9 protein-coding genes are annotated in these 15,091 nt (G+C 42.3%); 3 read left to right on the top strand and 6 right to left on the bottom strand.

Annotation, left to right across the window (positions count from 1 at the left end; all coding sequences use genetic code 11):
* Positions 1–138: 138 nt before the first annotated feature.
* The 6 genes from Q5076_RS04995 to Q5076_RS05020 all read right to left on the bottom strand — a co-directional run bounded on the left by Q5076_RS04995 (position 139) and on the right by Q5076_RS05020 (position 6,810).
* Positions 139–918: a metallophosphoesterase gene (locus tag Q5076_RS04995; RefSeq protein WP_303011318.1), complete on the bottom strand. Its 780-nt coding sequence runs from the start codon at positions 916–918 to the stop codon at positions 139–141.
* On the bottom strand, positions 905–2,185 hold the full coding sequence (locus Q5076_RS05000; RefSeq protein WP_303011321.1) for a PD-(D/E)XK nuclease family protein: 1,281 nt from the start codon (positions 2,183–2,185) through the stop codon (positions 905–907). Before Q5076_RS05000 ends, Q5076_RS04995 begins: the two co-directional genes overlap by 14 nt.
* A 14-nt stretch (positions 2,186–2,199) precedes the next feature.
* Positions 2,200–2,718 carry an exonuclease domain-containing protein gene (locus Q5076_RS05005; RefSeq protein WP_303011384.1) on the bottom strand — a complete coding sequence of 173 codons (519 nt, stop codon included), beginning with the start codon at positions 2,716–2,718 and terminating at the stop codon, positions 2,200–2,202.
* Complete coding sequence (locus Q5076_RS05010) at positions 2,718–3,629, bottom strand: YafY family protein (protein WP_303011323.1); 912 nt, start codon at positions 3,627–3,629, stop codon at positions 2,718–2,720. Before Q5076_RS05010 ends, Q5076_RS05005 begins: the two co-directional genes overlap by 1 nt.
* 242 nt (positions 3,630–3,871) lie before the next feature.
* Entirely contained in the window at positions 3,872–5,965 is a 2,094-nt protein-coding gene (locus Q5076_RS05015) for an ATP-binding protein (protein WP_303011324.1), read from the bottom strand.
* Between the two features lie 626 nt (positions 5,966–6,591).
* Positions 6,592–6,810, bottom strand: coding sequence for a hypothetical protein (locus Q5076_RS05020; RefSeq protein WP_303011326.1), 219 nt, complete (start codon positions 6,808–6,810; stop codon positions 6,592–6,594).
* A 1,497-nt stretch (positions 6,811–8,307) separates the two neighbouring features.
* Between Q5076_RS05020 and Q5076_RS05025 the strand changes: the two genes are divergently transcribed.
* The 3 genes from Q5076_RS05025 (at position 8,308) to Q5076_RS05035 (ending at position 15,075) form a co-directional block, all read left to right on the top strand.
* On the top strand, positions 8,308–11,601 hold the full coding sequence (locus Q5076_RS05025; RefSeq protein ID WP_303011328.1) for a TonB-dependent receptor: 3,294 nt from the start codon (positions 8,308–8,310) through the stop codon (positions 11,599–11,601).
* Between the two features lie 26 nt (positions 11,602–11,627).
* Positions 11,628–13,259, top strand: coding sequence for a RagB/SusD family nutrient uptake outer membrane protein (locus tag Q5076_RS05030; protein WP_303011331.1), 1,632 nt, complete (start codon positions 11,628–11,630; stop codon positions 13,257–13,259).
* 175 nt (positions 13,260–13,434) lie between these two features.
* On the top strand, positions 13,435–15,075 hold the full coding sequence (locus Q5076_RS05035) for a sialidase family protein (RefSeq protein WP_303011333.1): 1,641 nt from the start codon (positions 13,435–13,437) through the stop codon (positions 15,073–15,075).
* Positions 15,076–15,091 lie beyond the last annotated feature (16 nt).

Raw genomic sequence — 15,091 nt, forward strand, 5'->3', positions numbered from 1 at the left:
TTTTTAAGGATGAAAATACGGGTAAAATGATAACTAAAAATTATTATAGTGAATTAAATTTATAATTGGGTACCAATTTTCCCTTCTGTATAATCATATAGAAGGAGGCAGGTTTATTCCAACTCCATCCTTCTACGATTATCGCAACATTGCCAACTCTTGGATATTAAGCAGACGAAATTTAGTCCCGGCAGTTTTATCAAAACTTTCGGCAGAAGCATGAAAATGTCCGTAAAACCAATTGGAAAGGGGATGCCTATGCTTCATTAACCAATTATATAACCGGGTGAAATCTTTCCGCTCCTTATCCAAGTCAGAGGCCAGTTCATCATCGTTGGCACAGAAATGTTCTGTATCTCCTTTGATAAACGGAGGACAAAAATCCGGAGCGGAATGAGTGATTACAGTATCTATTTTGACAGCCTCATCATTAAGAATTCGCAACTGTTCCTCATTATACCTGAACGGTTCGTCCCTCCAATACAAAGGTAACCGTTTTTTACCGAGTATCCGGTCAAAGTCCATTTGTGAAAGCCTCAATTGCCTGTCAATGGATACGGCACCGCCTACACACAAGATATTATGACTTCTCGTATGTACAACGGTATAATCCGGCAGGGTTTTCAGATATGGGTAATCAATGAGTTCCTTGTCGAAGAACAAAGGATCATCGTGATTGCCACGCACCATAAGCAATAACACGTTTTGCTTTTCTAACTTTCTGTGCATCTTTCGTTTATATAGGTTGTCATAATATGCCAGTTTGTTAAATCCGAAGCCACAATCTCCGGCTACAATGACAATCGCATTTTCTATATTTTTCTGCACGATATTGAATACGAGCGTTTCAAACTCACCATGAATGTCACCGCAAACTACAACAAAGTCTTCTTTATCAGATAAATCAAGATATTGCATCTTTATTCAAATTGTCAGAATCCATTTTCAATAATTCTGAAGCTTTTTGTATACTATCTACTATAATTTTATAAAAATCAGAAGATTCAAACGCATTACCGGTTAGCTCGCCTATGAGATTATATAAATCTTCTCCATTCCAAGACTGATACTTAAACGGCATCCATTCCCATCCCCAAGACCAAATCTCATTTTGATTATTGAAAATAGGTTGCTCTAACGGAATTTCCCGACTTGTATCCTGTTTTAATATACCATAATACAAGCCATTTAATCCCCATCTATCAAATATGTATTTGAGATTAACTGTATGTTTACCATCCGTTATGACATAACTAAAGCTCCAATCGATTTTCTCGCTTTTTTCTCCAAAATCGTCATCAGGTTTAAATTCGACTTTCAGAGGATTAATTCTGTCCTGTGCTATTTTCTGAATATTTTCTAGAGCTTGTTTGATAGGTCCCATAATTGCTTTTTTAATTATTTCATTCCGCAATGAACAAATTAAAATTGCATTTCTCAAATAATCATTGTTAGATGTAATTTCTTCCACAAGTGAGTTGTTATCTTCCATATTATAAGCTGTTATTTGGGTTAAAAGATGATTGTATTGAATAATAGTTTCTCTTACTTTAGGTTTGTCATATGCTATGGCTGCACATTGATTCAGCCATTTTTTGATATTATCCATATATGATAACCTTATATACGAAAATGTAGATTTTTCTCCAATAGAGTTTGAGGAAGCTTCACTACCATAAAGAGTGAGGTATAATATTATAAAATCATCGGAAGAATGGAAACGGTCAATGCCAAAATTGTAATATCTGCACAACTGGTTAGGTTGGTCGTTAGCATAAATCTTATTTTCAATTATAAAAGAAGGTACACCGCTTTCTTGGGGGATTTCTATCAAAATATCAATGCGCCCTCCTTTCATGCCATCATCACTAATTTTGTCTATCTTATATTCTGTTGTAACGATAGCCTTACCAAGGCTACTTATAACGTCTGGTACTCCTTTATCTTTCTTTAATATTTCTTTCACAAATGCAACAAGGAAAGCATCGCTACATCCATGACTTCCATCCGGATTTAGCAACTCGGCAAGCATTGCTGAATGTAAACGTACTTCTTCATTCCAAAGCCCAAGTACATTAAATACATTAAAATTCTCACCACGTTTACTTACCTCAATTTGTTTGAATGTTTGCCTTTTTTGTAACTCTCCTATTTTTTCGAGTAAGGCTTGAACTGTTTTTTCCATATTGCTATAATATATTAATTCATATCATGAATTTCCCGCGAATACAGCCTTGCGCACATCCCCGCATCATCACCGGCACGATGATGCATGCCTTGTGGTATGTCCAGTTGCTCGCACAGATAATCCAAAGAGTTGCAGCCAAAAGAATAAATATGTCGTGCGGTCTGCAAGGAACATTCCCATTCCAGTTCAGGCAGATGAATGCGGTACAACTCTGCCGAACCGATAAGGCAACTTCTGTCAAACGGCACGTTGTGCGCCACAAGCGTGTCAAACTCATTAAGGTAGGTATGCTCTATCTCCTCCCAGACCTGACAGAAACCCGGTGTATCCTCCGTATCTTCCGGGCGGATGCCATGAATCCGAATGTTCCAATATTGGTAACGGTTATCTTCTGGACGCACCAACCATGAACGGGTTTCGCTTGCTTCCGCTTCCCCGTTTCTTACCACACAGATACCTACTTCGCAGACGGATGCCTTTTTAGAAGTGGCTGTTTCAAAATCAATGGCTATAAAATTCAAATTAGAAATCATTCCTGTTTTTCTTTATAGTAAGACAATATGTTTTCTGCAATGCGGCACATCTCTTCTTTTACCCACTGAGGTTCGATAATCTCTATCTGGTCTCCCTGTTGGAGCAGGGCCTGGAAGAAGTCGTATGTCGGACGTACATGAAATTCCAAAGTAACAGATTCGTCATCGTGCGCAGTCTCCTTTTGGCTTTCATGGATGGGTAATGTAGAGAGATATTTTATAGCCCAGCAGTATGCCTTGACTACAACCCGTTCAATATCATATTCCTTGTCGGCGATGATGCCCACGCATCCTTCAAAATATCGGTTGATGTCAAAGGAACGAGGCAATTTGAACTTTGTGCCCGTAATATTGATAGCCTGTATCCTATCCAAAGCGTATGTCCTTACTTCATCATAATAAGGAGTTCTCCCGATGAGATACCATCGACGGCTCACTACTTTCAGATGATAAGGCTCTACCTCGAAAGTTGCAGGGTGTTCACGACCAAAGCCTTGGTGCGTCACCTCTATTGTTTTGCTTTGACGCATCGCTTGAAGTATTACCTGAAGGTAAGCGTTGCCGGAAGGTATTTTCTCAAAAGAAATCCTTCTTCGCAGTTGCGCATCGGCTTGCACTTGGTTCAAAGTAGCGTATGAATCAATCAGCCATGAACGCAGCCCCTCCCCTTTCAGCAGTTCTTCATCATTGATATAATAGCCGTAATCTCGTTTGTCACACTCGATGATTACATCGAAAATGGACTCCACGGCTTCTTTGTGGTGCATGAAAGTCCGCCACGGCAACGGTTTCCCGTCTCCAAGTCCGGAATCTTCCCACTTCTCGCTTATTTCCTTAAAAGTAATGTGCGGATGACTTCTGATAATATCTATCAGCCATACATACCTGCCAAATTTGTTTGCTGCCATATCTGTTTGTTTTAAAATCCAATCAAAAGGAAATAGGTATTACAAATCTAAGAATAATTAATTCAAATCAGAAGAAATGTTGGTTACTATTTTGTCGTTTACACACGGCTCTTCCATTTTAGAGGCGAAGCGGATTCAGTACTCGCGGCAAAGTTCCGGAATACTAACGACAAAGTATCACAGTACTTTGCCGTTAGTACTAACTGGGCACTGCTTGCTTAAACGAAAGCGTTTACATCCACTTAACGGCCGAAACCTATCTTGGCATAAGGCTTGGTTATCCTTTCCTCCCTGCAAAGCCGATGTATTGCATCAATCGAAGGGCATATTCCGTCTATCACTTCCATCATTGTCGCTTTACGGACAATGTTGTCAATCTCACCACCGCTGAAATCATAGTCATTGGCAAGACAGGTGGCATCGTTCACAGCCAAACCGGGCAGTTTATCCATCCAAATGTTGCGCTTGATTTCCACCGTAGGACGTTCAAAACGTATTTTAAAAAGGAAACGCCGCTCGAAAGCCTTGTCAAGATTGTCGGCAAGATTGGTTGTGGCTATCAATATGCCGTCCAGCTTCTCCATTTCTTCCAGTATAATGTTCTGTATGGTATTTTCGGTCTGGTCTGTACTCCGCCCGCCGTCCATGTTACGGCGCTTCGAGAAGATGGCGTCCGCCTCGTTGAAAAGAAGTATCGGTTTGACGGACGAACGCTTGCACATTCTCTTGTAACGTGTAAAAATGTCCTTGACTATCTTCTCGCTCTCACCGTACCACATGCTTTTTGCCGCACTGATATCCACATGGATGATATCACGCCCGCTTTGTCGTGCCCATTGCATGACCGATTCGGTTTTCCCTGTACCCGGTGCACCATACAATAGAATGGCAAGACCTTTTGCAAGACCTTTAGATTCAAGCCGCCGTACAAGCGACTGATAGTTTTGCTCCTGTAAAACATCTCCGACAAGTTTAAGTTGTTCCTGTTCTTTCGCAGAAAAGAACAACCGTTTTTCCTTGATGTCCGTTGATGCGATAAGTTCCTTCTTATCCACTTTTTCAATGAATAATTGGGCGTCTTCCTCAAAATACAGTTCTTTTCCTTTATCCGTCAGCCGGAGTACGGTATATTCCCCGAAGAAGCAGGTTTCAGTCATCATTTCCACAAGATCGAGCCGCTGCATTTTGTGCATCTCATCTTTAAAGAGTTTCAGGTTGATATTACGTTCCTTGACTGGATACAGTTCATTCAACTCTTTCGAAATACTTATTACATCTCCATTGGCACAGGCATCGCAAATGATGTAAAACAACGCACGGAAATCTTCTTCGGACAAGATGTCCTTTACTTTCTGCAAGCAAGCAATATTACGGTTGGAATCCTCTATCTGGCATATCTTTGAACAAAGACGCTCCTTTGCTTTTGGATTCTCCGCATCATGCTCTTTGCTATGAATGTATTCCTTAACCTCGCGTGCGAATGAATACCGGTTAAGACCTGAGTATTGCTTGCCAAACGCCCCGAAGTCTTCCCCGAGAAAAAGCTGCTGCCCGGCAACTGTCAAAAGAATATCCTCCTTATCCCCGGATATTTCCACCAAATCTGCCTGAATCAACGGATGAGTTCCATCCAACAAGGCTTTCCTTTCCCTGAATCGGGCACCGTATGCTTCATACATGTCACTTAGTGTACGAACCAAATCAGAATGCCCATTACCGTCACGGTCAAAAAAATCATAGCATACCTCATAAAACAAAGCGCGTGCCGGAAGATTTGTTATCACAATTTTTAAATCTTCTACTAAAGGCATAGTCATATTTTCCTTTTCTATTTGTTCAATGAACTGGAAAAGAGCCTCTGCCGTGACATTGCCATCTTGAATTTGGGCATTGACCAATTTGCAGAAATCATATCTGTCAAACTCCTTTTCAAGGATACGTGCTTCACGAAACTCAGGCTTTTTATTTTCAAGGATGCAACTGATGGTATAATTGCTTACCATGAAATTCTGCCTTGCCAACCTACACTCGCTCAAGTCAGTCTGAACGACAAGTCCTTTCTTTACAAGCGATTTAAGAGCGGACACATATTCCATTATATCCAGTTGGGAACATCCGAAGTAAGAAGCCATATCTTCAAGGTCACAACTACGTCCCGCACAACTTTTGTCAAAGAGTACTATAAAAATGATGGCTTCTTCTTTACCCTCCAAGTTCAATGCTTGTACCACTCCTTCAAGAGCAAGTGTCATTTCCTTTCCACCAAGTCGTTTCAATTTACTGTCATGCAACTTTGAAGCAGCCGCTTTTATTAATTGAATCAATGTCTTTTCCATATACCTTTAATTTATGCCACAAAGTTGCATTATCAGATATGCCAAATATGGACATATAATAAAATAAAGATAAAATTCATTTGATAAGTACTTGAGTAATAGTTGTATTAACATTTTAGTGTATAAGCTGTTTTTCTTTTGGCATAAATTATATCATTTTATAGGCCGACGCAATCAAGCAAGATTGATTTTCGAATAATTACAGCATTTCCAACAACGCCACTCATTGCCAAATGCTTTCACGAAAATGTTAACCTATTGTCCGATGCATGATACCTTTACTTTGTAGACAAAACCGAGTATCAACATTAAAACAGTATCGACAGTGGAAATCTTGATTATTCAGAAAGAAGTATTTAAGGAAATGATGGTAAAGTTCATCCGTTTCACGGAACGGGGGGATACCATCCTCGCAAAACAGGGCGGCAAGTTATTGAACGGGTGAGCAGCTATTTTATAATAAGAGGTGGTATGTATTAATTACCTTTTATTCCAAGTTTAGCTTTGTCTCCAGTTGGTATAAGATTATTTCTACTTGTATCCGTCTATTCTTGTGCTTTTGCTTCCGGAAAATGTCCATAGAATATCTCTTAAACTTGTTTCTAAGAATTTTTGACACGTATGATTTATTCTTTTATGTCTGCGACCAGTTCTGCAAACACTTTTTGAAAGGCTCGAAGACTTTCTATGAAGGTTACTTCATTTTGAGAATTAGTCAGAGTGTTATCATCAACAAAGATAACATAAACAAATCCTAGCGCTTCTGCTATTTCTTTTTGAGTTTCTATATCTACACGATATTCAATAGAAGTCCTAATGAGACAAAGCCCATCACTCATCTTCATAGCATGATGAGGTTACTCCACCATATTTTTGATAGTCCTTCTTTATATCTTCATTAAGTTCAATCAATAAGGCTATTTTGTTTCTTGTGAAATAGCGGCATATCGCCTTATTAAACTCAATTTTGATATTCTTGAACCCAACTATATTGGGGTACATTAAGGTATATAGTTGGGTTCTTCTATAGATTTCCGGCTTTGAAATAAGATTGGCGTCAATTTGTACCAATCTGAAAAATTGGCCGGCATTAAAAAACGTATATTCTGTTTCTGAATTTTCGGGTTTATTCGATACCTGTATGTGATTGCCGGAAAAAACTCGTGCATTTTGAATGATGAATGAACGGAAAGAGTTTGGTTTTGCTTCAAATATTGTATTTGTATGCCTAATCGGGGGTTATTGTGGATGAATGGACGGTATCGGTTGTTTTACGTATGAAATTGTTTGTTTGAAGTGTTTGATAAAAAACGATGAACCAGGTCTCTGATTCTTCTTTCAGAGGCTGGATTCAGCTTCCTTTAAAACCGGCAACTGGTTTCTTTTAATGGAATGAACCGTTCGACACCGAGGAACGATACGTTTCATTAAAAGAAACGATTCGGATGGTAACGCTGTTGCCTGCATATTTCAGGGAAATAAATGCAATATAAGGTATAATTATGAATATATATGCTTTTGAATATGCATTTATTCTTCCGGATGCTTTCTTTTGCAATCTCTTTTTTACATTGGAATCTTAAAAACAGAACATTTTGCTATGGATGTTTTTTTAGACTGATTCAATACGGAGTTATATGCCGTTATAAGATTTTCCCATCATTGTACCGGAGCCGGCTGGATGTACCGGATGCTTGCAGCAGTTTTTTATGTTTTTACGGATACTGTTAAGATGAGTTTTGCATCAAACTTTGTATTCGTATTATTATTTGTGATACCGGTTCATGCGGCGTTTGAGCCGATACCCGTTTTTTCGGTGTTATTTGTTACTGTTTCGGTGACTGGCTTGTCCGTGCGATTCTCACTATGGAGTTTATAGACATGATATCGGCCCGGAGATGTTTTTTCTGTAAGTATTGTATTTTTTAATAATATGGAGGCGTTTTATGGAAGCGCACCTAAGTTCATGAAGAACTTAGTGAATGAGTTTATGAATGTTTTTCCGTTTCATGTCAGTCATTGTTCGGTTTATCTATTTTTTTATTATAAACCGCTGCAAATATATGTATATAATTTAGTAATTACAAAATAATTAATAAAAATATTATTTATATATGGCAGAAATTTACAAAAAAGTAGTTTATCTGTCAGATGCAGGCAGGAATCCGCCGTATGGAATCGGGTAGCGCAAAAATCATTTCGAAGTGTTTGTTTTTAATGATACCGGTATTTTTATCCTTCATTTAGCAGGATGTGGCGTAGTATTGCTATCGGATAAGTTCTTCATGAACTTAGGCAGATATTTTAATTAACTCATATTTATAAACTAAAAAGTAATACTAATGAAAAAAGACATCCTTTTGTTGATGTTGTGCCTATTCAGTTCCATAGGAGTTTTGGCACAGACAAAATCAGTTACCGGTGTGGTGACGGATGGAACCGGTGAACCCGTAATCGGTGCAAGTGTTGTTGAAGCAGGTACCACGAATGGTATCATCACCGACATTGACGGCAGATTTACCTTAACGGTCGGGCCGAATGCCAAAATCGAAATTTCCTACATCGGATTTCAGACGCAGACTATTGAATTGAAGGGGAGGACTTCTTTGAAAATCCGGATGAAGGAGAACTCCGAAATGCTGGAGGAGGTCGTTGTCACGGGGTATGGTGGCAGGCAGTTGCGTACAAAGGTTACTAACTCCATTTCCAAGGTAAATGAAGAAACTTTAAAAGTCGGCTTGTTTTCCAATCCTGCCCAGGCTCTTTCCGGTGCGGTGGCGGGTTTGAAAGTAACCCAGTCGTCGGGAAGTCCGGGCGCTACGCCTGCCATTGTCCTTCGTGGCGGTACGGATTTTAATGGTACCGGTTCCCCGTTGGTTATTATCGATGGTCAGCTCCGGGATGGTTTGAGCGATATAAATCCTGAAGATATTGAATCCATGGAGGTACTGAAAGATGCGGGAGCGACTGCCCTTTATGGTGCCCGTGCAAGTAACGGCGTGATTCTTATCACCACGAAAAGCGGTAAAAAGGGGCATCGGGAAATTAACCTGAAAATAAAAATGGGATTGAACTATGTCAATAACCCTTATGAATTCCTGAACGGAGAGGAATATATCAGGACTTTGCGTACGGCTTATTCAAAGTCCGGGTATTATTGTAGTGACGGGGAGTATGTATCGATAGCCCCGTTGAGCAATCTGACAGGTGCGTCTCCTTTCGGGTTAGGAAACGAATTGGGCAAGTCGGCATGGAATGTTATGGGTAAAACTGCCGATAATGCTTATTTGGTGCAACAGCACGGTTGGAAAGAAATGATTGACCCTTTGGACCCGACACAGACAATTATATATAAGGATATGAGTCCCGCTGATTATAACTTGAATAACCCGTCTTTTTCTCAGGATTATAACGTGAATATGTCCGGGGGCGGGGATAGGGCGACCTATTATGCAGGCGTCGGCTATAACCGCCAGGAAGGCTTGCCTATCAATACCTATTATGAGCGTTACAGCTTTATCCTGAATGCGAGTTATAAGGTGACTGATTGGCTGACGAGCATTTCTAATTTTAACTATAATCGTGCGAACTGGAAAAATATGCCCGGTTCAAATACGAGTGAGAGCAATTATTTCGGACGTATTATGTCTACTCCTCCTACTGCGCGTTTTGAGGATGAGGAGGGCAACAAAACTCTCGGTCCGAATGTAGCGGACGGCAACCAGTCTTTTCAGCCGGAAAAATGGACGAGTTTCAATCAAACGGATAAGTTTACCATGATACAGTCTTTCCAGGTTGATATCATGAAAGGGCTATATGTGAAAGCTTCCGCCAATTGGTATTATTCGGAAGGGTTGTATGAAAGCTTTACGAAGGATTATTTGGATAATATGTTGACGAATCATTATACGACTTCCCGCAATACTTCCGCCAAGTTTGAACGTAACTTTGCGCAGACTTATAATGCGGTGTTGAATTATTCGCGTACGTTCTCTAAGGAGCATAATGTAAGTGCGATGCTGGGTATGGAGTATTATGACAATGAAAAACGGGGATTCTCCGCTTCTGGTTCGGGTGCACCGACAGATGATTTCGCGGATTTGGCTTTGACGGTAAAGGATGAAGGGAAACGTTCCATCGATTCTTGGCATGAGCAGTATCGCATTCTTTCCTATTTCGGCAGGGTGAATTATGATTACAAAGGGAGATACTTGCTTTCGGCGGTGTTCCGTCATGACGGTTATTCTTCTTTATTGGGCGATAATCGCTGGGGATTTTTCCCCGGAATATCTGCGGGATGGATATTCGGGCAGGAGCAGTTTGTGAAAGACGCCGTTCCTTTCCTTTCGTTCGGAAAGTTGCGTGCCAGTTACGGTGTGAACGGTAATGCCACGGGAATCGGCGCCTATACGTTGCAGGGGTCTTACACTTCGGCGGCTTACAATGGCAATACGGGATTTTTGATAAGCTCGTTGCCTAATCCGGGATTGAAATGGGAAAAAACGCGGACTGCCGAGGTTGGTCTGGATTTGAGTTTCCTGGACAACCGCCTGAATACCAACTTTACCTTTTACAATCGTTTGACTTCGGATAAATATGCGAATTTCAGCTTGCCTTCGACAACGGGTTTCTCTTCTATAAAAAATAACAATGGGGAATTCCGTAACAGGGGGTTGGAGATTGAATTTTCCGGGAAGATTATAAACACGAAAGACTGGACATGGAATTTGTCCGGTAACATTGCGTACAACAAGAATAAGGTTATTTCTTTACCGGACAACGGTTTGGAACGCAATCGGCAGGGAGGACAGCAGATATATACGGGAGAAAGTTTCACGAATGAGAAAGGGGAGATTGAATACGTGAAACGTTGGGTCGGAGGGACCCAGGTAGGTATGGAACCGGGTGTGATGGTGGTTTACCAGTCAGAAGGTATCTATCGCAGTTGGGATGAAATCCCCGGTGACCTGGTTATTACATCGGGAAATTATTACGGTAAGAAAATGTATGGTCCCGAAGCATGGAAGAAACTGACTAAAGCCGAGCAGAAGAATGCTTTGCCTATCATGCCCGGCGATATGAAATGGAAAGATATCAATGGCGACAACATGATTGACCAGTATGACCAGGTGGTGGCGGGCAATACCACTCCGCATTGGATAGGCGGCTTTAACACGACGTTGCGCTGGAAGAATTTCCAATTGTACGGGCGTTTTGACTTTGCTTTCGATTACTGGATTTACGACCATACTACTCCGGAAGTTTTCCTCGCTTGTGCGCAGGGTACGTATAATACGACCACGGACGTATATGACACATGGTCGGAAGAGAATGTGAATGCGAAATATCCGCGTTTTGCTTATGCCGATTTGCTGACAAATGCCAATTACGCCCGTAATTCCACGATGTTTGCTTATAAGGGCAATTATCTGGCTGTCCGCGAGTTGTCGCTGACTTATTCGTTGCCGGAAATGTGGGCTAAGAAAATCTTCTGCCGGAAGGTGGATGTCTCTGTCACCGGACAGAATTTGGGATACATAACTTCTGCCAATGTGGCTACTCCCGAAGTTTCCAGTGCCGGTTCCGGATACGCTTTGCCGAGAACACTTTTGTTCGGATTGAATGTAACGTTTTAAGTAACTAACTTTAAAAGAAAGAAATTATGAAAAAAGTAAAATACACATTTTTCTGCAGCCTGTTCGCAGTCATAACGGGAGGTGTCTGTTCTTCTTGCGCCGACAAGCTGAATCTGGCTCCTGTCGATTACTATGGAAGCGGTTCTTACTGGAAGACTGAAGCCCATGTGATAGGGTATATGGACGGCATTCATAAACATTTGCGTGATGCGGCATTTCAACATACCTTTTTATGGGGGGAGGCCAGAGGAGGAAACTTGATAGCGGCCGGGACTAGCTCGGATGGCATGGGAATGTTGTACGGGGATATTAAATTGCAGAATTTTGATGAGGCTCATACCGGAGTTTCTAAATTCGGAGATATTTTCGGGCGTTTGACAAATATAAACCTCTTCATTGCCAGGGTGACGGAAGCCACTTACATGGATGAGGCGAAGAAGGAGTATTATCTGGGACAAGCTTACGGTTTGAGGGCTTTCTACTATTTCGACTTATACCGCACCTACGGCGGAGTGCCTTTGCGCCTGACGGCAGACGTGGTGGAAGGTGTGATTGACCCTAACCAGCTCTATTTGGGACGTGCCACTCCCCAGGAGGTAATGACGCAGATAAAGAAAGATTTGGATAAGTCGATGGAGTGTTTTGGGGAGAATAATTCCTTCGACCCGAATAATCGGGGAAATAAAAAAGGGTATTGGTCGAAAGCAGCGACGGAATGCCTGATGGGTGAGGTGTATCTCTGGATTTCCAAAGTGACTACGGGGAATGATGTTGCGGACGAAAACAATCTGGCTGTGGCGAAGGCTCATTTGCTGAATGTTTTAAATGACTACGGGCTTGGATTGATGGACAACTTTGCGGATGTATTTGAGGCTAAAAACAACAAAGGCAATAAGGAGGTTATTTTTGCGGTCCGCTATATGGAAGGGGAGGCTACGAATTCGAACAATATTTTCACTTATTCCATGCTTACGGGTAGCACTAAAGACCGGTACAAGGCGAATGGGGAGAGTTTCCTGGATGCGATGGATATCGGCAATACAGGCAGTCAACAGTTGGAATATAAAAAGGAGCTTTATAACAGTTATGATTTGGAGGACACACGCAGGGACGCGACTTTCATGGCTTCTTATAACAAGGAACCTGACGGAACATTGTCTTTGTTCGGCACGCATGTGTGCAAGAATATCGGTTACGTAAATGCACAAGGGGTCCGTATTTATTGCGGCGATTATATCATTTACCGTTTGCCATTGGTCTATCTGATGTTGGCCGAAATCGAGAATATGCAGGGAGGAGATGTCGCGTATTACATCAACAAGGTCCGTGAGCGCGCTTATGGAGAAGCGTGGGATGAGGATATGTACGGATACGAAAATGCTGACTTCACGACGAACGAACTGGCTATTTTACATGAGAAAGATAAAGAATTCGTTCAGGAGGGGCAGCGCTGGTGGGACCTTCGCCGTATGACTTTGACGAAAGGCGGCAAACCGCTGGTGTTCTGTAAGGAAGGAAGTATCGGGACGGAACAGCCTACGTTGGATGAGGCGACGGAGGCTCACAAGGTGCTGTGGCCGGTAGATATAACTTTGCTGGGCAATGACCCGCTGATTTATCAGACGCCCGGTTACGAAACTTATAAGAAACAGGAATAAAGGTTGTTCAGGGATAAACGGATGACAGGTATCGTAGGAAGCGGTCGGAAAGCCGCTTCTTATGATACGAACTCCAGTTGCGTTTTATTATGTATCCGTTAGATAATAAATTATTTAATTATTTGTTGGTGATATGATAAATTTATATCTTTGCGCCCAAACAATTAGTAATACCATGAAAAGAAAACTGCTTTTATCTCCGATTGTCCTCATTTTCTGTTTCTGTGTAACATTGCAGTCAGTAGCTTCGGACACCGTTTTTGTACGTGAAACCCAGATTCCTGTTTTGATTGAACGTCAGGACAATGTGCTGTTTATGTTGCGTTTGAATGCAAAGGAAAGCCGTAGCATGGATAACGTGGTTTTGAATTTTAGCGAAGATGTGAACCTGGCGGATATACAGTCCGTTAAGCTATATTACGGCGGCACGGAAGCCAGGCAGAATTATGGAAAGAATTTCTTTGCTCCCGTATCGTATATATCCAGCCATGCTCCGGGAAAAACATTGGCTGCCAACCCGTCTTATTCAATCCGCAAATCGCAGGTAGACAATCCCGGCAGGAAAGTGGCGCTGGCCGCGAATCAACAACTTTTTCCGGGTATTAACTATTTTTGGGTCAGCCTGCAAATGAAACCGGATGCATCTTTATTGAGCAAGGTCTCGGCAAAAATCGTTTCCGTCCGGTTGGACGGCAAAGAGGCGGCGGTACATACTGTTAGTCCGGAAAATATAGTCCATAGAGTAGGGGTGGGGGTGCGCCATGCCGGTGACGACGGTTCGGCTGCTTTCCGTATTCCGGGTCTGGCTACGACAAATAAAGGGACGTTGCTGGGGGTGTATGATGTGCGTTACAATAACAGCGCCGATTTGCAGGAACATGTGGACGTGGGATTGAGCCGCAGCATAGATGGCGGAAAGACATGGGAGAAGATGCGTCTGCCTTTGGCTTTCGGACAGACGGGCGGCTTGCCTGCCGCACAGAACGGGGTGGGCGACCCTTCCATTCTTGTGGATACGAAAACCAATACGGTGTGGGTCGTGGCTGCATGGACGCATGGCATGGGGAATCAACGCGCCTGGTGGAGCTCTCATCCGGGAATGGATATGAATCATACGGCTCAGTTAGTGATGTCCAAAAGTACGGATGACGGCAAGACTTGGTCGGAACCTGTCAATGTGACGGAACAGGTGAAGGATTCTTCATGGTATTTCCTTTTGCAGGGTCCCGGCCGCGGCATCACTATGCAGGACGGCACACTGGTGTTTCCTATCCAGTTTATCGATTCCACCCGTGTCCCGAATGCGGGAATCATGTATAGCAAGGACCGCGGAAAGACATGGAAGATACATAACTATGCCCGTACCAATACGACCGAAGCCCAGGTGGCGGAGGTGGAGCCGGGCGTGTTAATGCTTAATATGAGAGATAACCGGGGAGGCAGCCGTGCTGTCTCCGTCACGAGAGATTTGGGAAAAACATGGACGGAACATCCGTCTTCCCGCAAAGCCTTGCGTGAACCGGTTTGTATGGCTAGCCTGATTAGTGTCAAAGCGAAAGATAACGCGCTCAATAAGGATATTCTTTTGTTTTCCAATCCGGATACGGTGAAAGGACGCAACCACATAACGATTAAAGCCAGTTTGGATGGCGGTATGACGTGGTTGCCCGAACATCAACTGATGCTGGATGAGGATAACGGATGGGGGTATTCCTGTTTATCCATGATTGACAGGGAGACTGTAGGAATCCTGTACGAGAGCAGCGTGGCTCATATGACTTTTCAGGCTGTCAAGTTGAAGGATATTATAAAATAGGGCTTTATGCCGAATA

It is taken from the genome of uncultured Bacteroides sp. (assembly GCF_958445495.1).
In the GTDB taxonomy this organism is placed as follows: Bacteria; Bacteroidota; Bacteroidia; order Bacteroidales; family Bacteroidaceae; genus Bacteroides.

Bases quoted from the DNA above. Each gene is read 5' to 3' on its own strand.
- Q5076_RS04995 (WP_303011318.1), bottom strand. From the start codon at position 918: ATGCAATATCTTGATTTATCTGATAAAGAAGACTTTGTTGTAGTTTGC.
- Q5076_RS05000 (WP_303011321.1), bottom strand. From the start codon at position 2,185: ATGGAAAAAACAGTTCAAGCCTTACTCGAAAAAATAGGAGAGTTACAA.
- Q5076_RS05010 (WP_303011323.1), bottom strand. From the start codon at position 3,629: ATGGCAGCAAACAAATTTGGCAGGTATGTATGGCTGATAGATATTATC.
- Q5076_RS05015 (WP_303011324.1), bottom strand. From the start codon at position 5,965: ATGGAAAAGACATTGATTCAATTAATAAAAGCGGCTGCTTCAAAGTTG.
- Q5076_RS05020 (WP_303011326.1), bottom strand. From the start codon at position 6,810: ATGAAGATGAGTGATGGGCTTTGTCTCATTAGGACTTCTATTGAATAT.
- Q5076_RS05025 (WP_303011328.1), top strand. From the start codon at position 8,308: ATGAAAAAAGACATCCTTTTGTTGATGTTGTGCCTATTCAGTTCCATA.
- Q5076_RS05030 (WP_303011331.1), top strand. From the start codon at position 11,628: ATGAAAAAAGTAAAATACACATTTTTCTGCAGCCTGTTCGCAGTCATA.
- Q5076_RS05035 (WP_303011333.1), top strand. From the start codon at position 13,435: ATGAAAAGAAAACTGCTTTTATCTCCGATTGTCCTCATTTTCTGTTTC.